The organism is Rhizobium sullae (genome assembly GCF_025200715.1).
Lineage (GTDB): Bacteria > Pseudomonadota > Alphaproteobacteria > Rhizobiales > Rhizobiaceae > Rhizobium > Rhizobium sullae.
Genome location: NZ_CP104143.1, coordinates 2,243,870 through 2,264,235 on the forward strand (window position 1 = coordinate 2,243,870; position 20,366 = coordinate 2,264,235).

At 56.3% G+C, this 20,366-nt stretch carries 22 protein-coding genes and 1 pseudogene; 15 read left to right on the forward strand and 8 right to left on the reverse strand.

Annotated features, from left to right (window positions below; genetic code table 11):
* The first annotated feature begins 14 nt into the window (after positions 1–14).
* Entirely contained in the window at positions 15–764 is a 750-nt protein-coding gene (locus N2599_RS11485; protein WP_027508379.1) for a DUF5131 family protein, read from the forward strand.
* Here N2599_RS11485 and tcmP read toward each other — a convergent pair.
* Positions 761–1,909 carry a three-Cys-motif partner protein TcmP gene (gene tcmP, locus N2599_RS11490; RefSeq protein WP_027508378.1) on the reverse strand — a complete coding sequence of 383 codons (1,149 nt, stop codon included), beginning with the start codon at positions 1,907–1,909 and terminating at the stop codon, positions 761–763. The genes N2599_RS11485 and tcmP overlap by 4 nt on opposite strands.
* Positions 1,910–2,416: 507 nt before the next feature.
* On the opposite strand from tcmP, the gene N2599_RS11495 reads away from it, so the two are divergent.
* The 5 genes from N2599_RS11495 to N2599_RS11515 all read left to right on the forward strand — a co-directional run bounded on the left by N2599_RS11495 (position 2,417) and on the right by N2599_RS11515 (position 6,832).
* Entirely contained in the window at positions 2,417–3,691 is a 1,275-nt protein-coding gene (locus N2599_RS11495; protein WP_027508376.1) for a ComEC/Rec2 family competence protein, read from the forward strand.
* Between the two features lie 523 nt (positions 3,692–4,214).
* Positions 4,215–4,490, forward strand: coding sequence for a hypothetical protein (locus N2599_RS11500; protein ID WP_156915209.1), 276 nt, complete (start codon positions 4,215–4,217; stop codon positions 4,488–4,490).
* A gap of 333 nt (positions 4,491–4,823) precedes the next feature.
* A complete protein-coding gene (locus tag N2599_RS11505) occupies positions 4,824–5,132 on the forward strand; it encodes a hypothetical protein (protein WP_156915208.1) in 309 nt (102 codons plus the stop codon).
* Positions 5,133–5,467: 335 nt separating this feature from the next.
* On the forward strand, positions 5,468–6,388 hold the full coding sequence (locus N2599_RS11510; protein ID WP_156915207.1) for a hypothetical protein: 921 nt from the start codon (positions 5,468–5,470) through the stop codon (positions 6,386–6,388).
* A gap of 216 nt (positions 6,389–6,604) precedes the next feature.
* Positions 6,605–6,832 carry a hypothetical protein gene (locus N2599_RS11515; protein WP_245209206.1) on the forward strand — a complete coding sequence of 76 codons (228 nt, stop codon included), beginning with the start codon at positions 6,605–6,607 and terminating at the stop codon, positions 6,830–6,832.
* A gap of 99 nt (positions 6,833–6,931) precedes the next feature.
* On the opposite strand, the gene N2599_RS11520 is transcribed toward N2599_RS11515, so the two are convergent.
* Entirely contained in the window at positions 6,932–7,756 is an 825-nt protein-coding gene (locus N2599_RS11520; RefSeq protein ID WP_027508373.1) for a hypothetical protein, read from the reverse strand.
* Between the two features lie 138 nt (positions 7,757–7,894).
* On the opposite strand from N2599_RS11520, the gene N2599_RS11525 reads away from it, so the two are divergent.
* The gene (locus N2599_RS11525) at positions 7,895–9,121 is read left to right on the forward strand and encodes an AAA family ATPase (RefSeq protein WP_156915206.1); all 1,227 of its coding nucleotides are present in this window, start codon (positions 7,895–7,897) and stop codon (positions 9,119–9,121) included.
* An 88-nt stretch (positions 9,122–9,209) separates the two neighbouring features.
* Here N2599_RS11525 and N2599_RS11530 read toward each other — a convergent pair whose 3' ends face one another.
* The 3 genes and pseudogenes from N2599_RS11530 to N2599_RS11540 form a co-directional block, all read right to left on the reverse strand.
* Positions 9,210–9,344 carry a hypothetical protein gene (locus N2599_RS11530; protein WP_260308460.1) on the reverse strand — a complete coding sequence of 45 codons (135 nt, stop codon included), beginning with the start codon at positions 9,342–9,344 and terminating at the stop codon, positions 9,210–9,212.
* 35 nt (positions 9,345–9,379) lie between these two features.
* Positions 9,380–9,748, reverse strand: coding sequence for a hypothetical protein (locus tag N2599_RS11535; protein ID WP_027508371.1), 369 nt, complete (start codon positions 9,746–9,748; stop codon positions 9,380–9,382).
* 390 nt (positions 9,749–10,138) lie between these two features.
* A pseudogene (locus N2599_RS11540) lies at positions 10,139–11,047 on the reverse strand (MHYT domain-containing protein); the annotation flags it as partial.
* 309 nt (positions 11,048–11,356) lie between these two features.
* Here N2599_RS11540 and N2599_RS11545 point away from each other — a divergent pair.
* The 5 genes from N2599_RS11545 to N2599_RS11565 all read left to right on the forward strand — a co-directional run bounded on the left by N2599_RS11545 (position 11,357) and on the right by N2599_RS11565 (position 16,522).
* Positions 11,357–11,971: a 50S ribosomal protein L25/general stress protein Ctc gene (locus N2599_RS11545; RefSeq protein ID WP_027508370.1), complete on the forward strand. Its 615-nt coding sequence runs from the start codon at positions 11,357–11,359 to the stop codon at positions 11,969–11,971.
* A gap of 184 nt (positions 11,972–12,155) precedes the next feature.
* A complete protein-coding gene (locus tag N2599_RS11550; RefSeq protein ID WP_027508369.1) occupies positions 12,156–14,513 on the forward strand; it encodes an EAL domain-containing protein in 2,358 nt (785 codons plus the stop codon).
* A gap of 25 nt (positions 14,514–14,538) precedes the next feature.
* Positions 14,539–15,258 carry a substrate-binding periplasmic protein gene (locus N2599_RS11555; RefSeq protein ID WP_027508368.1) on the forward strand — a complete coding sequence of 240 codons (720 nt, stop codon included), beginning with the start codon at positions 14,539–14,541 and terminating at the stop codon, positions 15,256–15,258.
* A gap of 80 nt (positions 15,259–15,338) precedes the next feature.
* Entirely contained in the window at positions 15,339–16,061 is a 723-nt protein-coding gene (pth, locus tag N2599_RS11560; RefSeq protein WP_027508367.1) for an aminoacyl-tRNA hydrolase, read from the forward strand.
* Between the two features lie 5 nt (positions 16,062–16,066).
* Complete coding sequence (locus N2599_RS11565) at positions 16,067–16,522, forward strand: GNAT family N-acetyltransferase (protein WP_027508366.1); 456 nt, start codon at positions 16,067–16,069, stop codon at positions 16,520–16,522.
* A 133-nt stretch (positions 16,523–16,655) separates the two neighbouring features.
* Here the strand turns inward: N2599_RS11565 and N2599_RS11570 are convergent, their stop codons facing one another.
* On the reverse strand, positions 16,656–16,910 hold the full coding sequence (locus N2599_RS11570) for a hypothetical protein (RefSeq protein ID WP_244915041.1): 255 nt from the start codon (positions 16,908–16,910) through the stop codon (positions 16,656–16,658).
* A gap of 131 nt (positions 16,911–17,041) precedes the next feature.
* Positions 17,042–17,353, reverse strand: coding sequence for an ATP-dependent Clp protease adapter ClpS (gene clpS, locus N2599_RS11575; RefSeq protein ID WP_027508365.1), 312 nt, complete (start codon positions 17,351–17,353; stop codon positions 17,042–17,044).
* Positions 17,354–17,721: 368 nt separating this feature from the next.
* Here clpS and ychF point away from each other — a divergent pair, with 368 nt between their 5' ends.
* From ychF to N2599_RS11590, 3 genes are read left to right on the forward strand one after another with little or no spacing between them, the layout of a single operon-like run.
* Positions 17,722–18,825 (forward strand): redox-regulated ATPase YchF, encoded by a 1,104-nt coding sequence (gene ychF / locus N2599_RS11580; protein WP_027508364.1) that lies wholly within the window; start codon positions 17,722–17,724, stop codon positions 18,823–18,825.
* Positions 18,826–18,857: 32 nt separating this feature from the next.
* Complete coding sequence (locus N2599_RS11585; protein ID WP_027508363.1) at positions 18,858–19,319, forward strand: MaoC family dehydratase; 462 nt, start codon at positions 18,858–18,860, stop codon at positions 19,317–19,319.
* Complete coding sequence (locus N2599_RS11590; protein ID WP_027508362.1) at positions 19,316–19,783, forward strand: MaoC family dehydratase; 468 nt, start codon at positions 19,316–19,318, stop codon at positions 19,781–19,783. Before N2599_RS11585 ends, N2599_RS11590 begins: the two co-directional genes overlap by 4 nt.
* A gap of 9 nt (positions 19,784–19,792) precedes the next feature.
* On the opposite strand, the gene N2599_RS11595 is transcribed toward N2599_RS11590, so the two are convergent.
* Positions 19,793–20,335, reverse strand: a complete 543-nt coding sequence (locus N2599_RS11595) for an adenine phosphoribosyltransferase (protein WP_027508361.1) — start codon at positions 20,333–20,335, stop codon at positions 19,793–19,795.
* Positions 20,336–20,366 lie beyond the last annotated feature (31 nt).

Here is a 20,366-nt window from a genome sequence, read left to right on the forward strand (position 1 = left end):
TCTGGAGCTGGGCGATGGCCGACACAACTATCGAATGGACGGATGCAACGTGGAACCCGGTGGCAGGTTGCACGATCATGAGCGCTGGCTGCACCAACTGTTATGCTATGAGGATGGCAGCACGCCTGGAGGCAATGGGCGTTGAGAAGTATCGAAGTCTGACGCGGAAAACAGGCGGTCGCGCGAAATGGACGGGGGCGCTTTACCTCGATGAGAACGCTCTCCGAATCCCGACGACCTGGTCTAGGCCCAGGAACGTCTTCGTCAACTCCATGTCGGACCTTTTCCATCCGGATGTGCCGGTCGACTTCATCGGCAAAGTTTGGTCGGTGATGGCGGAGACACCCCGCCACACCTATCAAATTCTGACGAAGCGACCTGATCGGATGGCTGCTATACTGCAAAATGATTTCGAGGTGCTGCCGAATGTCTGGCTCGGCGCGAGTGTTGAGGACGGCAGGGTGATCCATCGTCTCGACGAGCTACGCGAAGTCCCTGCGGAGGTCCGTTTCGTATCGTTCGAGCCGCTCATCGGCTCAGTCTTCTCAGGGAGTCTTAAAGGAATTCATTGGGCCATCGTCGGAGGTGAATCAGGTCCGCAGGCTCGCCCCATGGACCGTGCTTGGATCGACGAAATCTTCGACATGTGCACCGATGCTGACACTGCCTTCTTCTTTAAGCAGTGGGGCGGCTACAACAAGAAGAAGACCGGCCGATCATATCGAGGACGCACCTGGGACAATATGCCCGCTGTCGCAGCCTAAGACCGCTCGATCTTATCGGTGTCGTCAGGCTTACGCCGCCTGGACCCATTCATGCGCCAGGTTTCCTTGATTTCTCCGGCCTTCCCTAGCTCTACACATATGTCTCTAGCGTCGGTTTTTCTGAGCATAAAATTATCAAGCATTGGCGGCCAGATATCGGAAAATGGCTTCGGACAGCTTGGCAATTGTTGGCGAAGCCAGTCCTTCGCTTGGACCTTGATGCTCGCAATTTGAGTTTCCATCGAGTCTTCCGCTAGAGAAGCCGCTCCCTCAGCCCCGAACAGATCGGTCTGCCCCGTCTTGCTTTCCCTGATAACCTCGCGAGCTGCTGCGCGGCGCATACCGTGATCCTTGAGAGCCGCATATTCGACATCGCGATAGGCCGCCAGCCCCTCAGGGCTGCGCGTTCCGTACACAATGTGAAAGTGCGTGCGATCAGATATCTTCTCAATCGGGGTGCTGAGAACGTGTGCGAATTTGCCAGCTTTCCAAAACTGTTCATTGAAAAGGCCCATCAAGGCCTCTTCACGCGGCACCAACGGGTTGAGCCGTGCTTTCCAGTTTGGACCAAGGATACCCTCGAATGAGGCGAGCGTCTTAGGGTCTGAAGAGGCCGTGAACCGGTTGACGAAGTCAAACATGAAGTTAAGCAACACTTCACCAGGCGCATGTTCGAAAACCGGTCTGACCTTATTGAACTCGTATCCGGTCCAGCCGGTCGGATCGATGAACGTCAGAGCGAAGGCGTTAGAAATGGTCCGTCGGATTTGGGGCAGCGTATTCTCGAACTTGCCATTGAAGGTCTCGACAAAGAAATCGTTCGCTGGGTCGTGATGGGCAGTCACCACCGGATGAAGCTGAGCGAACGACGCAGCGTTCTCTTCAATGAAAAGGCATTTGACGCGAGGTTTTTTTCCTGACGCCCGCACCTTGGCCTGGGCATCCTTCAGCACTTCGATTGCGATCATGAAAGAGGAGTCAGAATGGTCCGGCGTCTTTGACTGCCATGGTCCTGAAAAGCCGTCGATATAAGCAAGGGTGCTCCAACCGCCGTGTAAGGTTTTGAATGCCAATGTCTGCAGATATTTCCGCAAGATGAAATGCTTGGCTTCTGTCTGCTCTCTATGATGATAGACGCCCGTCATGCGAAGATGACTCCCAGCTGGTGTTATCACAACCTATGACTGGACAATGATTCCGCCAATACATCTCACGGTATCCACGCTTGTTTTATCAATATTTCTTGGAAAAACTGCTCGTCAGTGCTCAGGCTTGAAAATATAGGTTATTCCTACATGACGGATTGGAAAGCCTGAGTGAGAAGCAGGCATGTCTTGGCTGTTGCCAGTTTGCCCAAATCAACAACTGAAGAAAGGTTTACGCCATCAACGGTCCAGCGCCAAATATCAAGATATCGATCAAGCTGCTTGAAAACCTCGATGGGCTCGCCCTTAGAACCAAACTGCGTGGACACCTGCTTTGCGACCGGACGCTGTTAAGTAGACTTCCCCTAATGATCTTGGCCACTATTCGATTTTCACGAGTTGAATGAAACGTCCGGTCTTCCCATCAGTTTCGTTTGACCGGTTGCAATTACCTCGCGACATTTGCATCTATCATTCATGACGTGAATTGCTTGATGGAGCCAACCCGTGAGAATCGATATACCTACGCCCACTTTCCCTGAAGACGACAGACCGCGAGCCCTTTACGCCCGTCTGTCCCGCATCGACTTTTTGAGCGCATCCCCATACCGACGAGCCTCCATAGAATTTGATGGTGTAGACGCCGATCAAGTCGATGATTCCAGGAACCCGGAAGGTGAGCTTTTCAACGAGAAGGAGTTCAAGGCTTTCGCGTTGACCCGTATCGTCACGACGCCGCGTCGGTTTGAAGAGGTCATGGGGGCTCCACCGGTTGTAGGATCATGGTTTCGCCTGAAGATTGAGCCGAGCGGAGATGGCTTGATGACTTGGCAAGCGCAACTGGGACCTCTTGGATATTACGCCCAAACGCGCGTCGTCACCGTTGGCGGCAGCCCTCTTGTTGACCCGTTGTCGCCGCCTTCAGGCCCCTCACCCAAATCACTGGGCGCAGCCTCTGCGAAAGAACCGCTGCCGACGTGCATTGCGGAGCTTTCGAACCGCTTCACGGTAGGCAGGAAATGGAGCGATATCGAGCCAATCCTCAAGTCAATCGCTGCTCCTACGGAGATCGTAGTTCGCGACGTCGGACAAGCAAGTTTCGTGTCATTTGTCGACAAGGAGGGCCGATCCTACCTCCATTTCGACACTGGCCTTCCTGTCTCATGGAACGGATACACAGCGCCCAAGAAACTTGACGTTGACCTTGCGAAAGACCAGATCGTGATACTGTCTCACTGGGACTGGGACCATTTGCATGCTCCCTGTACGATCAAGGACCTCTACGATGCCAAATGGATCGTTCCCAGTCAGCGGCTGGGCCCGGGCGCTGCCCGAATAGCGATGGCGATTGCAAAGCGCGGAAACCTTTTTGTGTGGCCATACGGTGCCGCCTTCACCACTCCCGATTTGTCTATCGCAGAATGCGCTGGGAAATTTGGAAACGCGAACAATACTGGCCTCACGCTGAGAGCTAGATTGCGTGCAGGACGAGAGGCATTGCTGACTGGCGATGCTGACTATTCAACTCTTCCTGCCACTATGACAGCACCCGTGGATTATCTACTCGTCAGCCATCACGGAGCAGCGATGCCCGTGGGTAGCGTCCCAATAGCCCGAATCGGTACAGTGGGCTTCGCAGCGGTGTCGTTTGGCGGGGGTAACACTTATCGCCATCCAAACGCAGCAACCGAATTGACCCATTTCAAATCTGGGTGGGGAAATTGGCGTCCGACGGCGCGAAGACCTGGGATTAGGCCTCGCGGGGATCGCAAATTTGTTTAGATTTAACCCACTGGACTGCCGCCAGATGACAAAGCTGTCCGCCATCGCCGTTCTCAGGTTGCACGAAGGGCGGTATCCGCCGACTTCGGTTGCAACCCTTATTGTTTTCGAGCAGATTGCCGCTCGCTGTACGGGGGGAACTTTTTATGAAGACTATCGCTTATTTCGCACTCTTTATGAGTGCCGCGTTTTAAGCGCACGGCGAAGACCAATATCGATGCAAGAATTTCGTGGCCGACTTCATGTCGATCTCCTCAACTGACAAATTGAAATCGAGCAGTAATGTAAACCTCGCCCAGGCGGCCGGTTTCCTGATGGGTTCCTACTTCGCAAAGACCGGCGCTGATTTCGAAAGGCCAACACTTCGGGTCTTGGCGAGTTTGAAAAGAAGGTGGTCGGAGAATGCTCGGCGCATCCAAACGACGGCGTGTCTGCGACCGTGTTGCGCTTGGCAGCTTCATTGAAAACCGTGGATGCTCTCGCGGCGAAACCCGCTGATGTAAAGCCTGGCGGATACGAGGCTATGTCCCTCACGGACGTCAAGCTCGATGCGAAACAGATGCAAGGCAAGAAGGTGGAAGTTTCCGGCGTCCTTATCACGATGGGCGACATGGCAATGCTTGGGGACAGTCCGTTCAGCACCAATAGGCTCTTCGTCGACAACAAAAAGCTGTCGCGCGAGGAGCGGAAATACATTCTAGAAAACTGCGAGGGCGGCTGCTCTATCACCGTGAGGGGCAAGGTCGGTAGCGTAATGCTCAACGATGGCATCATCGCTGACGCCATCGCGACCCAATAGCTGGTATCAGTTTGGCCGGTCGGCCTGCTCGATCTCGCCCGGAATCTCACCCTTGTGCAGGACGGAATAGCCCGCGACGGTCAAGGCATTGAGCATGAAAGGAATGGTCCGGTCAGCCAATGCGACCTCAAAGCGGGCCATTTGTAGCTGAATTGCAGGTTGGGAATAGAGCGGAGAACCTGGATTAAACCGCGCTGAATCACGCCATAATCGCCGCTTCGAATGTCCTCATCGAGAGCGAATTTGAAAGTCAGCGGATCGCGGGCCTATTGAGAATAACGGTCGTCATGGTCAAGCTGCCTTCCGAATGATGTAATCGGGAACGTCGCCAGTGTGCGAAACCTCGAATCCGATACCCGCAAGCCGGGGCATAAGCTGAATAGCCGACAAAGCCGGGTAGCTCCAAGCGATCCAATCGGCGCGGTGTTGACGCTGCAGGAAGCCTGCGGCGGCAAGGGTCAAAGAAACGATCTGATGTTCTGCCGGGTCAACACCCTGGGGCAGCTCGACGCGGAAAGCGACGGCCTCGCCCTTCCCGAAATCGGCCAGACGCAACTTGCTGATGGTAGCTGGACCGCAAAGGCGGAGGATTCATCATTACCCTGCTCCCCCAAACAAAGGCCCGCTGGAAGAGCCACATGACGCACGCTAACCGGTTACTCGCCGTCATGGCCGCGCTGGCAGGACAGCTTGCAGGCAGCAAAGGATACGGCGTTTTTGACGCTCGATGGTACTGTCAACTGGTTGCACGAGTATGAGCAGCAGCAGGCAGAGGAGCGTCGGCGGAGGTCTCGTCGGGCGATCAATCTCGACGACTGATCCTGCTTACGGCTCGGTAGATTTGTCTCGGTCGCGGCATAAAGTAGGCCAATTCCCGATTTTGCCAGCAAACGCTTGTGGGAACAGCCTGCGCCTTTGTTGCGAGAGCGGAAAGCTTCTGCATCAATGGCCTTCCAGCACACTGAGGGGTGAGAAATATGATGGGCCAATGCGTTGTATGCGGCAGTGCTGCCGAGATCGGCAGTAATGGGGACGTCCGCCAGTATCGCTGCGACCGCTGTGGGCCTTTCGTTGTAACAGGCACCGCAGTCGCCGTCTTGAAGGGCCGTACTCAACCAACTGGGAAGGTCAACGACCTCATTGTGGCGAAGGTCAGTCATTACATTCGCACGCATTCGACCGAGGAAGATTGGCTAGAGATCGATTCTGCGTTGATCGACGAAATGGTCGCGCAAAAGCTCCCGTCACCAAATCAACAGATAGAGAATCTTTTGCGCTGGATGGCAGAGCAGGTAGGTGAAGACCATCTCGCCGCGCTCGAATTTTCAGCAATGGACGTCTGCGCCATAATGGGAGCCGCCTCGGAAGACAGTGCAGGCGACCTCATGGATGAGGCAACAAGTTCCGGACTGATCCAATTCGTGCCTGATGATTGTTATCGACTGACAAAAGCTGCCTGGGATCGGCTGTCAGCGTCCGAGCCGCCGCACATACCCCGGCAGCAACGGGGCGACTTCGTCGACAGCGCCCGGATGGCGGAACTACGGGCAATTTCGGACAGTCAATTCGACCTCACACGTCTCGTGAGAATGTGCGAAGAGATCAACAGTGCCTGGGGAGCTGGTAACACGATATCGGTCGCGATGCTCGCGAGGGCGATGGTGGACCACGTCCCACCAATTTTCGGCCAGACGAACTTTTCACAGGTGACGAGCCAAGCATCTCGATCAATACGCGGGTCGTTCGAGCACATTCAGACGGCGCTTCGTCATATTGCGGACGGTGCGCTCCATACGCAAATCCGGCGCAGAGAAACAATTCCGACCACCACCCAAGTTGATTTCCGACAGAGCTTCGATGTTTTGCTAAGCGAATTGGTTCGAATTCTTCGGAGCTGAAGGGAGGGGATGTAGCTGGTTTTCCCAATCTCCACGACTGAAGTCAATGTTGACATTGTGGCGCAAACCAGTTGCTCTCGCGTTGAAAGATGCGGGAGCCATCATGTTATTCGGACTATTTAAGCGGAAGCAAAAACAGCAGCAATTCACGCCTGAAAACCAGCTGTTGCCGACAGAATTCGGTATCGCGGGCAAGGCCCCCACGACGACATGGCCGTGGATGCCGTTGTGCAGGAAGTCTCGCGAGGCTTGCGAAACGACAACAAATACGCCAACGACCTGATTGTAAAGGGTGACTGGTCCGTGCCCGACGCGGCCCACATGATCATCTCGGAATATGCTTCCGCCGAGATCATGACTGGGCAGCTTCACATCTATCGAGGCGTGCTTAGTGACAAGGGCAAAGCATACCTGAAGCTGTTCAAGGTCTGCAGCTCAAGCTGATGGCGTCCGGCCGACTGACCGAAAAGGAAGCTGTCGAAGGGGTCAGAGAATTCGAGGACGAGATTGCGACCCTTGGCTAGTGTGCGGGAGGAATCCCGTTCAGGGGTCCGATATCAGCTCGAATGGCAGCGATTTCGCGAACTGTGCGAGGCTGTCGAGCATATTTTCGACCATAGTCGGCATCTGATTGATTGCTTCATTGGTGATGTAAAAGGCCCATGGTTCGCCCCCTGATTTCGAACAAGTAAACAGGTCCCAACCGTTTTTTTCGATAGCCTCTTTAAATGCTGCCCTACGTTCAAGGCTCCATTCGAACCCCCCGTGAAACATGAAATTCCGGTAGGTGAACATGGCCTTAAACCAGGCATGGAAACCCGGCGATAGAAATGGCTCAAGCCCAGACGCCGCCGCCAACTGCGGAAAGCCTTCCAAGATGTTGCTTTTCGCCTCGCCTTTGTCGTTGAAATAGATTTGGCAGTTCCATCGGGCCGGGTTGCTCTTCGCCCGCTTCCAGCGTTTATGCTCGGGTGGCGTCAAATTTTTGCGGGTATACATCTCGCCCAAGGCAGCAAGCGATTGCCCCAAGGTGCTTTCGACCATTGGTGCGATCATACCTATTGCCGCCATGCTTTCAGCTGCGTCTCGAAAGACGGATTCGTGCAGCATGTCGGTGTGCTGATCGACGTAATGATGATGGTGAGGTCCCCTATAAGCTTGAACCTCTTCCTCGTCGCGCTCAATAGCCTTGCTGAATGCTTCCTCAGCATGCCGGTTCCTGGCGATCATCATCCGGACGGCCGAAAGCTGCGAATCCCAGTCCAGATTGTCGAGCAGGAAGAAGAGGTAATCCCGACCCTGCAGAAGATCGCCGAAATTGCCGGATCGGGATGCCTCAAATTCGCTTTCGTCGAAAGATTTCGCCACCGGCTCCGCCACCTCAGTTGAACATTATTACCGTTACTGTAGTGCAATTCTGACGCAATTTCGCATCCGATGATTTCGAGGTATCTCTGCGATAAACGGTGCAAAGCAGGCACTGATAATGCCTACGAGGAGATGAAATTGGACGCAGCGACGATATTGGCCACTGTTCTGAAAAAGTATCAAGAGTCCAGCGACTTCAATGGTTGGCCTGCTCACGCAATCCATTCGCAGGACGAGAAAGCTGCGTTGATCGACCTGATCGAGGCGGGACTGGTGGACCTGATCAACGACGAAGAAACTCATAATCCGCACATTCGACTGCTGCCAGCCAGGCCTATCTCCGATCAAGTCAAGCGAGTGTCGAACAAGGGATTGAAGTTCGGGTGTTTGTTTCCCACTCGAAAGGCCTTGGTTGAGGTTGCAGGCGTTGGTCCTGATCCTGCCGCTCCTTATACAGCGGCATTAAAGCTCGGAGCCCCACAGCTTGAATTCCGGACCTTTCGCTTGGAGGTGCTGGAGCGATACCGCAACGATCCTACCTTTAGGTATTCGGTCGACGACACGTCCGGAACCATCTATCGCGACAGCGAGGATAAAGAATCCCACGAATATGCCCAGTTCGGCTTTGCGTTCGATGAGAACGTGAACCGATATGTCGCTGCCTTCCTCCGATACCTACATGACATGTCAGCCGAACAGCAGGCCTACTGGGCTGGATTTGAACTCCAAGGCGATTTCCAGCTTCACCCGGATTATTACCGTTCGTCTATTCTCGGGGAATGGCCTGAAGGAGTGTCGGTATTCGACGCGATCCTCGAAGAGAAGAAGATCATCAACATCATGAGCGAAAGCATGGGCAAGCCGAGGCTTTTTAAGTCCGACTATGAGGCCTATCGCCGCCCAGACCATTTCGGCTTTCTGATCCGCCCGACCAAAAAGGAGTTCTCAGATTTCTGCCTCCGGCTTGACCAGCTGATGTCCGATGACATGAACTACAAGTTTTTCGAAGGGGATATCGAGGTCTACGAATACGGAAAGATGGACAGTGGCGAACAGATTAAAAGAATGAAGGGAACTATCTCGCTGCTGATGGAGTGGTTGGCAGCGAAATTTAAGCCCAAAGACGAAAACGATATGGTCCCCATCAATGAGGGTTTCAGGGCCGTTCGCAAGGCTCGCCAGAAACCCGCCCATAAGATCGAGGACAACGTTTTCGATGAGGCCTATTATCAGCAACAGCGAGAACTAATCATCGCAGCATATGGGGCGGTTCGTTTCCTGCGGCAGGTTTTTGCCAATCATCCTGCCTGTAAAGATGTAGACGTCCCAAAGTGGCTATTCGAAGGGCACATCTGGACGCAATAGGCGCTTCTCGTTCTAGTGTCCGATAATGAATGTTATCGGTCATTAGCGCCCCAATGCGCCAATAACAGAGATTTGAAGCTAGGGAGCTTTAGCTTCCGCTTTCTATAAAACTGCCGTAGGCCAGGTTGTCCTTGTTGCTGACGATCGCCTCCAGGAGTTCAGAATCCTCGCCGAGCATTTTTGCGACGTGATTGATAGCGAAGACGTGGGTGATTGTGGCCATCAGCTTTACATATTCTCGGCCGGAAAGCGGTCTGTTCAGCGTATGGGTTGTGAGACTATGCGGTCAATCGCGCGAGCCCAGCTAAAGACCCCAGCCAGACCGCCACCTTCCGCGAATACGAAATAGCATCCGAGCGTAAGCTCGTGGCCCAAGGCCTCAGCCTTAAAATCCGATATTCCGTCGCAACCATCAGGGTTGATTTCGAACGTTAAGAGACAATCTTCTCCGCCGCTCGCCCTGACATCATCGAAGACGGCCTTGATCTCGACGTGGTTGTCGGCGTCGATACGAGCGAGGACTTCGTCGAAGGTCTGCTGTCCAAAACCAATAATGTCGTCATTGGGCGCGAAGTTTGCCCAGACGTGGATATCATCGAAAATGCGTTCGATCTGTATGAATGCCATTGTGCCGCGCGTTTGCCCTTTCGTAGTTGTGAAGCAGCCAGTGCCCTAAGACGGCCGATCCAAGTGATCAGGATAGATAAGGCACGCACGGGCACCTCACAACTGCTGGAGATTGCGGACCAGTACCGCCGAGATTGCGGTCAGTGCCGACAAGCCCTGCGGGGCTTTCATGGCTTGCAAGCAAGCCAACGGACGGGCTACGCCCGGAGTCTTTTGTATCCGTGCCGAACGGACCGCAAGACTCTAAACGGTCGCTGTCCGAACGGCCCGTCTACCAAGAAGGAATCCGCCTGGTCGGCGGATACTCGGTTTGAAGGCTACGAAAGTGCTTGCGAATTCAATTAGTTGCGGATACCTTATGTTTTAGGCGGAAACCGTTGATCCGTGAAAACCGTGAACGTCATTGATTTCCTTGAAGCGATCGAGATCGAAGGAGAGAACGGCAATATGGGCCGTCATGTCCTTCGGCCTGTTGATCAGGCTGGCCAAATGCTCGTTGAATGCGGCGCGATTGGGCAGGTTGGTCAGCGGGTCGTGCAGCGACAGATGCCGGTAACGCGCGACGGCGGCCTGTGTCGTTTGCATATCGATGATGTAAGTCGAAGCGCCGAGCACGAGGATGATCACCATTATCGCACCAACCAGACCGGTCATGATACCGACGGATATCAATTCGGCCGGCACCGCTGCGGACGGATCCGGCATGATCGATAGGCCGGCCATGCCGGTGAAATGCGTCAGCACGATCGCAAGAACCAGCGCCAAGGCCGAGCCGTGTCTACAAAAGCGTGTCAAAGGGCGGGCAACGCGGTTGGTTGCGGCGGCCCCGAAGATACCGGCAAAGACAAGCGAGGCGGCGACATAGGACGTCTGCCACACCAGATCGCCTCCGACTTCAAATCCCGCAATACCTACGTAGTGCACCAGCGCGACGCCGAGCCCGACGATGGCGCCGCCGGCTTCGATCAGCGCACTCTTCTGCGACATGGAAGCGATCGTGAAGCCCAGCATCGTCGCGACCATGCCGATAAACAGCGAGAGAAGCGTCAGGCCGGGATCGTAGCCGCTCATGACCGGCGAGCGGTAGCCGAGCATCGCGATGAAATGCGTCGTCCAGATGGTCGAGCCGCCGACGAAGCCGGAGAGGAATAGCCAGTTGACCCTCTGAAGCCCCTGCGTGCGACGAGCCCTGGTAAACAGCCGCATCGTGAGCAGCGAGCCAAGCAAGCAGATGATCGTCGCAAATATAAGATCGTCAAAGCTGTGCTCGACCGTGATGCAGGAAATAACGCGCAACATTTAGAAAAACCGAACATTGATATCGGCTCCATCATTATTGTCTCGCTGCGTAGGATTCCTTAATTCCGAGGAGTGACGTACTTTGATGGTTAAACAATCCATAGAAAATGCAACCGCCACCCGATGGACGGCAACTCAAGATGTAGACGTTGCGTCAGCTTGCGTTTCCGCTTCACTTATACTATAGCGCACGCGTCCGCGCAGACACCCTTGGAGGCAATGCGGATGAGGAAGGCCTAAACGCCCCTCCAGTCACCGGAAGGCTGATGCCTGGCGGAGACTCTCCAAATAACCTCGAAAGGAATAGCCATGAGCCAGGAAACTTACGAGCTCAAGGCCGAGGCGCGCGAACGGGTTGGTAAGGGGTCCGCCCGTGAACTTCGCCGCAACGGTTTGATTCCCGCTGTCATCTACGGTGATAAGCAGGCCCCCATTTCTATCGCTCTCAACACCAACGAGGTGACGAAGCGCATTCATGCCGGTGGTTTCATGACCACTGTCGCGACGATCGACGTCGGCGGCCAGAAGTACAAGGTTCTGCCGAAGGACTATCAGCGCGATCCGGTTCGCGACTTCATGATGCACGTGGACTTCCTCCGCGTCTCCGGCAACACGCAGGTCACCGTCGAAATCCCGGTTCACTTCATCAACGAAGAGAAGTCGCAGGTGAAGATCGGCGGCGTTTTGAACATCGTTCGCCACACCATCGAAGTTCAGTGCCCGGCTGATGCGATCCCGGAATTCTTCAATATCGACCTCACCGGTAAGAAGATCGGCGACAGCATCCATATCTCCGAAGTCACGCTGCCGAAGGGGGTGACCACGGTTATCGACCGCGACTTCACGGTCGCCACAATCGTTGCTCCGGCCGCTGGCGTCGAAGAAGAAGCTCCGGCTGAAGGCGAAGGCGAAGCGGAAGCATAACCCGCATACACCAATTCGTAATCATAAGGCCCGCTTTCCTCTTGAAGGCGGGCCTTTTCAATTTAGGCGCGAGCTTACTTCAGCAACATTTAACACATTCGTGAAAGCATTCTCCGAGCATTTGTATACTTGCATCTTTGCCACTACGGCCCCGAAGTTCAGGCCTGGGGAGAAAACGGAAACTATGAATAATTCCGTTGAGAACAGATTTTTTGCGATTGTTTGCGGAGCGCTGTTCATATTTGTTGCTCCGCTTTTTGTATTGTTTCTTTTCCTTTCCTCCGAGCGCGCCGACAAGGAAATACGCGACCACATCTCCATTCTTCTGGTCGCAAATTCCCAGGCGCTCGCAAAGCCGCTCTGGGATCTGGACGAGGAAAGCGTGACCCAGATCAGCGCCACGATGGTTTCGCAGGGCGCCATCGTGAAGGTCGAGGTCCGTGATCAGTCCAGCCAGCTCAATGTTACGCAGTCGACCATCCCGAAGTCCTTCAACGGCGAGCTCGTTCAGGTTTCCCGCGCCATCATCTACAACACAGTCAACGGCCCGAAGAATCTTGGCAGCATCGCGGTCTATTATCCAAAGCTCGGCCTATTTTCCGGCCTGAAGCATGAAGAAGTCGTCTTCATATCCATCTTCATCTTCGCTGTGCTCACCGTCTTCGGCACGGCGCTGATCGGTAACCGCCTCTTCGTCATCCAGCCCCTCATGCGGCTCATCGCTGCCATCGAGGCTACCCGCCAGCTCGGATCGCGCCATCATGTCGATTGGCAATCGAGCGATGAGATGGGCCGCCTCGCCCGCAGCTTCAACGAGATGCAGACCAAACTGGAGAGCGAGGAGAAGGAGCTGAAGCTCGCCCACCGCCTCGCAACCGACATCTATAACCTGACGCCCGCCATGCTCTTCTCGCTGGACAACGAGGATCGCATCACCGCGGTCAGCGATTATTGGCTGGTCGCAACGGGTTACGGCAGGGCCGACGTCACCGGACGCAGATTTTCCGAACTCGTGACGCCCGACACCCGCGACGTCTTCCAAAATCGCAAGGAAGGGATGGAAACCGGCGCGGCGCTCGACGTGACCGTCAAGTTCCTCTGCGCCGGCGGCCATGTGATGGATGTGCTTATCCTGGAATCCAAGACAGCCACCGGGCCAAACCAGCTCTCGCTCTCCGTTATGACCGATGTAACGGAACTGAAGGCCTCCGAGGACCGCAATCACCGCCAGGCGATCACCGATCATCTCACCGGCCTTTTGAACCGCCAAGGCTTCGAGGCCGCGCTCGACATCAAGATTGCCGAAGCCGATGCCGCGGGACAGGAAGTTGCCTGCCTCTTCGTCGACCTCGACCGCTTCAAGTGGATCAACGACAATCTCGGCCATGCCGAGGGCGACCGTGCGCTGCGCGAGCTCGTGGAGCGGCTTAACACGCATCTTGCCCCCTCCGACCAGGCAGCGCGCCTTGGCGGCGATGAGTTCGCCATCCTGCTTCCGGCCAAGGATGGCGAGAAGCGCGCCAAGGCGATGTGCGAACAGATCGCCTCCCTCTTCGAGGAGCCTTTCGGACCGGACCTGCATCTGAGCGCCAGCGTCGGCATCGCCATCTATCCGCGCCATGCATCGAATGCCGCCGAACTGCTGCAGAAATCGGATATGGCGATGTATGCAAAGAAGCGCGACGGCAAGAACGGATCGCAGCTCTTCGACAACGGCATGCTGGATAGTGCCCGCGCCCGAGCCGAGATCGAAAGCCACATCGAGAACGGCCTCACCGAGGATTGGTTCGATGCCTATCTGCAGCCAATCGTGGGCCTCGATGACCGCCGCATTACCGGCTTCGAAGCGCTCTTGCGTCTCAATCACCCGCAGAAAGGGCTTATGTCCCCGGCTGGCATCATCCACGTCGCCGAGGAGACCGCCAAGATTGTCCGCGTCGGAAACGTCATCATGGAAAAGGCAATCGGGCATCTAGCGCAGATTTCCCGGATTCCGGGGATGCACGATGCCTACCTTGCGATCAATTTCTCGCCGCTGCAGTTCGAAACCACACTGCCCTCCCGACTCGCCGGACTCCTCGGGCGACACGGCATCCGTCCGGATCGAATCGTCGTCGAGATCACGGAAGCCGTACTGATGCACGACAACCCGCAGATCCGCATGGTAGTGACCGAACTACGCCGCTTCGGCTGCCGCATCGCGCTAGATGATTTCGGCACGGGGTATTCGTCTCTGAGTTATCTCAACCGTTTCCCCGTCGATATCATCAAGGTCGACCAGTCCTTCACGCGGTCGATCAACGACGCGAACGATGACGTCCGCCACAAGAGCCGGATGCTTATCGAAGGCATCACCACGTTGTCGCACAAGATGGGCTGCGCCGTCATCGCAGAAGGCATTGAAACAGAGGAAGAATGCCGCACCCTCCACCAGATGGGGCTTGACTACGGCCAGGGCTACCTCTTCCATCGCCCGCAGAATGCCGAAAAATTGATCGAAGAACTCACACACGCGCCGAATGCGGTGGCGCGCGCCTCGTGATCTGCACGTCGAAGGAGGGAATGCGATGAAAAAGCTCCTGCTCCTTGCTCTTCTGGCGCTGCATTGCGCAGCGCCGGCACGGTCGCAGACGGTAAATTTCACAACCGAGGAGTACCCGCCCTTCAACTATCGTGATGGAAAGGCGATCAAAGGCGCGACCGTCGAACAAGTCGAAAAGATCATGGCTGATATCGGCATCGACTATGCGATGGAGGTGCTACCCTGGGCCCGGGCCTATAGCCTTGCGCAATCGCAACCCATGACCTGCGTCTTTGCCACGGCGCACAATGCGCTGCGCGATCCGCTCTTCAAATGGATCGAACCGCTGCTCGTCGACCGCAACATCCTGATCACGCGGAAGGGATCGGGCGTCGTTGCAAAAGATCTTGAGGAGGCCAAGAAATATATCATCGGCACGCAGCGCGAGGATTATACCGAGATGGTACTAAGAGAGAAGGGCTTCACCAAGCTTGACGTCGCGACGGATTTCAATGCCACGCTTCGCAAGCTTCTCGGCAGCCGTATCGACATGATGCCCATTTCGGAAATCTATTTCGAGAAGCTGAAGACGGATCAACCGGTGGAGATGGTGACCATGCTCTCCTCGCAGCCGATGGGCATAGCCTGCCACAAGGATTTTCCATCCGATCTGCAAGCCAGGATGCAGGCCGCGCTCGACAAGCTGATCGCCGACGGTACGCAGAAAGAGATTTTCCTGAAGTACGGACTGAACCTCGGCAACTGACGCCGCCTTGCCTTTGCGCTTGACTTCCCGCCCGTTTCGCGGTGGTGAAACGGGCGAAGTATTGAAGGAGCGGACTGCCAATGCTGATCATCGCGGGTCTCGGCAATCCCGGAAGCAAATATGCCCGAAACCGTCACAATATCGGCTTCATGGCAGCCGACGCCATTCACCGGCGTCACAACTTCTCGCCCTGGTCCAAGAAGTTCAAGGCGGAAATTTCGGAAGGCGAGCTTGGTGGCGAAAAGGTGCTGTTGATCAAGCCGCAGACCTACATGAACCTTTCGGGCGAGGCCGTCGGCGAAGCGATGCGCTTCTACAAGCTGCAGCCCGCTGATCTCGTTGCCATTTATGACGAACTGGACCTCCCTCCCGGCAAAGCCCGGCTGAAGACCGGCGGCGGCAATGGCGGCCATAACGGCATCCGGTCGCTCGACGCGCATTGCGGCAAGGAGTACCGGCGCTTGCGCCTCGGCATCGGTCACCCTGGCGTCAAGGAGCTGGTGCAGCACCACGTCCTCAGCGATTTCGCCAAGGCCGACCAGACCTGGCTGGAGCTACTTCTGGAAACGCTTGCCGACAATGCCGATATGCTTGTGCGCAAAGAGGATTCGCAGCTGATGAACAAGCTCGCTCTTGCCGTCGGCGGCAAGGCGGCGGAGGAGGAGGAGAAGCCGAAGCCGCAGAAAAAGCAGGCAGCGCAATCGCACATCCCTCAGGCACGCAATCACGCTCAGCCGAAGCTGCCCGCGACCGGCCCCATGGCCGAGATGCTGAAGAAGATATTCGGCAACAAAGGCGAGTAGGCAAGATGCCGAAGCGAGATATCTTGATCAGGTCCGCGGGCCCCAACGACCTACTGGCGCTTCTCGATCTCTACCACCACCTTAATCCCGATGATCCCGCGATCGATCCGGCACGGGCAAACGAGCGCTTTGCGGCCATCCTCGCTCAACCGGGCATGACCATATTTATCGCGCTGGCCGACGACGTGCCCGTCGCATCCGCTACGCTGATCATCACACCTAATCCGACGCGAAACGGTGCCCCATACGCCCTGATCGAGAATGTCATCACACATGCCGACCATCGCAGGAAGGGCTATGGCGGCGCGTTGATCCGGCATGCCTGCGCAACGGCCTGGGAGGAGAATTGCTATAAAGTGATGCTCCTCTCCGGTTCAAAGAACCCTGAGACCCTGCGTTTCTATGAAAACTGTGGTTTCATGCGGGATAAGACCGGCTGTCAGATCAGGCGCCCTGGCTGATCAAAGGGATTTATGCATTCGGTGGGCCGCGTGGGCGATTTTTCGCCAGAAGCAGCCACCCCGAATACCCTGGATTGAACGACAAGCTTCAGGCTGCACTGAGGTCAATCGTCATCATCGTAATGGCGCCTGCCTAGCGCCGGTTGCCCTCATGGCCACTCCGCCAGTCGTCGCGATAGACCCGACGCAAAACGTAGCGTTCGCAATAGGCGTCTTCAGCCGTCTTCAGCCGTCTTCGGCCGTCTTCGCAATAGGTATCGACAACCCGCTCGCGCACGACACCGTTATTGGAAGAGCTGTTCGAGCTCGTATTCGACGATTGGCTCCCGGCCTCCGCCAGGCTGGTCGTCATCGCCATGGCAGCAAATAGGACGAGTTGCGTGCGCATCTGCTTCTCCTTCCATCACTACAGGTTCAGCCACGAAGCCTGAACTGGCAATGAACCGCGAGGTCTTTGTCATCGATCGCAAATCCAGCGCGATTTGACGGATGGCGGTTTCAGAAGACTGGAAACGGTAGCTACTCTTCCGGCTCGGCCGTAAACATCAGCGGGAAGCTCGCCTCCTTGGCATAATCCATCGCCTCCTTGACCTTCGTCTCGGCGATATCCTTGGCGCAGACGACGACCACGCTGGAGCCCATTTTATGCGCCGTCATCATCACACGGTAACCCGTCTCCTCGCTCATCCGGAAGACGGCCTTGAGGATCATGACCACAAATTCGCGCGGCGTATAATCGTCGTTGAAAAGAAGAACCTTGTAGAGCTTCGGCTTATCCAGCTTCAGCTTGACCTTCGTTTTCGGCTTTATGGCAACGTCGTTGTCACTCATCGGAAAATCCACCCGTTGATGACATGAGAGGGAGTTTTCTAAATTAGACAATTATTGTCGGCTAGGAAATTTCGACGCTCACCTGTCGATTGCAAGCACGGACTACAGCTTTTCGATCAGGTAAGAGCTCAAGTTCAAGCTCGTCGCCGGGTTTGACACCAAGATGGTCGAGGATCTCCTTCGTGAGGGTCACTGACCTTTCGGTGAAATCCGCAATATCACGTCTCGAAATCTCCGCGTGCAGAAAGAATAGGCCAGCATCGCCCCATCGGCAAGTGAGCAGCGGTAAAAGTGCCCGAAGACTTGACCGCATGGCTCCTTTATCCCATAGGCAAGGCAACGATTTCAGCGAATACGGACATCCAGCCATGGGCTTCAAATGCGGTATCGTCGGTCTGCCGAACGTCGGCAAGTCGACACTCTTCAACGCGCTCACCAAGACGGCAGCGGCGCAGGCAGCGAACTATCCCTTCTGCACGATCGAGCCGAACACCGGTGAAGTTGCCGTTCCCGATCCGCGGATGCAGAAACTTGCCTCGGTCGCCGGCTCGAAAGAAATTATTCCCACCCGCATTTCCTTCGTCGATATCGCCGGTCTCGTGCGCGGCGCGTCCAAGGGTGAAGGACTCGGCAACAAGTTCCTCGCCAATATCCGCGAGGTCGATGCCGTCGTGCATGTGCTGCGCTGCTTTGAGGATGACGATGTCACCCATGTCGAAGGCCGCATCAATCCGGTCAGCGACGCCGAAACCGTCGAAACCGAGCTGATGCTCGCCGACCTTGAAAGTCTGGAGCGCCGTGTCGAGCAAACCCGTAAACGCGCCGCCTCCAAGGACAAGGAATCGCTGGCCCAGCTTCCCGTCATGGAAGCGGTGATCAAGCTCCTCAACGAAGGGAAACCGGCACGCCTCTTGCTGAAGACACTCGGCGCCGACGAGATCGAAATCCTGAAGGGCCTGAACCTTCTGACGTCCCATCCGGTGCTCTACGTTTGTAACGTCGCGGAAGCCGATGCCGCGGCCGGCAACGAACATACCGAGGCTGTTGCCGAGATGGCGAAAGCCCAAGGCGCCGAATGCGTGATCATCTCGGCCGCGATCGAATCCGAAGTGGCTCAACTGCCGGAAGAAGAAAGCAAAGAATTCCTCTCCGCACTTGGTCTCGAAGAGGCCGGCCTCGATCGCCTGATCCGTGCGGGCTATCACTTGCTCGACCTGATCACCTATTTCACCGTCGGCCCCAAAGAGACCCGCGCCTGGACGATCGTGCGCGGCACCAAGGCGCCGGCCGCTGCCGGCGTCATCCACACGGATTTCGAACGCGGCTTCATCCGCGCCTTCACTATCGCCTATGATGACTACATCGCGCTCGGCGGCGAAACCGGCGCGAAGGAAGCCGGCAAAGCCCGGGACGAAGGCAAGGAATATGTAGTTCAGGATGGCGACGTGATCCACTTCCGCTTCAATACCTGATTGGCACCACGGCCGAGGGAGGACGAGGCCAGATGAAGCTAACTTTTGAAGACTTCGAACCGGGCCGCACTTTTGCGTTAGGCCCGGTCGCCGTGACGGCGCAGGAAATTATCGAGTTCGCAACCGAATTCGATCCGCAGCCGATGCATATGGACGAGACCGCCGGGCGCGCGAGCATCCTCGGCGGGCTCGCAGCTTCAGGCTGGCACACCTCAGCCCTCTTCATGCGCATGATGGCTTACGGCTATCTGTTGAATTCCCGTTCCGAGGGCGCGCCGGGCATCGATCTCATGGAATGGAAGAAGCCTGTGCTGGCCGGCGACACGCTATCCGGCCGCTCGACTGTACTCGAAGCGCGCACCATGCGCTCGCGGCCCGGCATCGGCATCGCCCGGTTCAAGCATGAGGTCCAGAATCAGCGCGGCGATCTGGTCTGCTACTGCGAAAACTGGATCATGTTCGGCATGCGCGATGCAGCGGAGGCAAACCCATGAGGATGGCAAAGCTTTACACGATCGGCGAAAAGACGGTGATCGGCAGCTATACGTTTACCGAGAAACGGATCGTCCATTTCGCCACGCGTTTCGACCCGCAGCGCTTCCATGTCGACAAGGAGGCAGCCAGGAAGACGCTCTTCGGCAATCTCTGCGCCTCCGGCTGGCACACCTGCGCTGCGTGGATGCGGACGTTCCTGGACTACTGGGAAAAGGAAACCGCACGGCTTGCCAGGGAAGGCATCGCCCCGCCGAAACTCGGCCCCTCGCCAGGCTTCCAGAAGCTGCAATGGCTGCGCCCGGTCTTCGTCGACGAGACGGTCAGCTACTCGGTGACCTTGCTTGCCAGCCGGCCTCTCACATCGCGGCCGGGCTGGTTCCTCAATTCAATTCTCAACGAAGGCGTCAATCAGGACGGCACGCCCGTCATCCGCTTCGAAAGCAGCGTGCTGGAATTCGAGTAATGCCGAAGCTCAATGCCCGGCAAATTCGACCAGCGTGTGGACCTTGACGCCAAGCTCCTCGAGCTTCCTGCGTCCGCCGAGATCCGGCAGATCGATGACGAAGCACGCGCCGACGACGTCCGCGCCCATCTGGCGAAGCAGCTTCGTCGCGCCGACGGCCGTCCCGCCGGTCGCAATGAGGTCGTCCACGAGAATGACCTTTTCGCCCGGCTGAACCGCATCCCGGTGCATCTCCATCTCATCGACGCCATATTCCAGGCTGTAGGCGATCCGCACCGTGTCATGCGGCAGCTTGCCCTTCTTGCGGATCGGCACGAAGCCCGCCGAGAGCTGATGCGCCACAGCACCGCCGAGGATGAAACCCCGCGCTTCCATGCCGGCGATCTTGTCGATCTTCAGGCCCGCATAGGGCTGCACCAGTTCGTCCACGGCGCGGCGGAACGCCCGCGGATTGCCAAGCAGCGTCGTGATGTCGCGAAAGATGATGCCGGGCTTCGGATAGTCCGGGATGGAGCGGATGCTGGCCGCAAGCTCCGAGGCAATATTGTTCATGGAAAGTCCGTCTGTCTGCGAAGGCATTTAG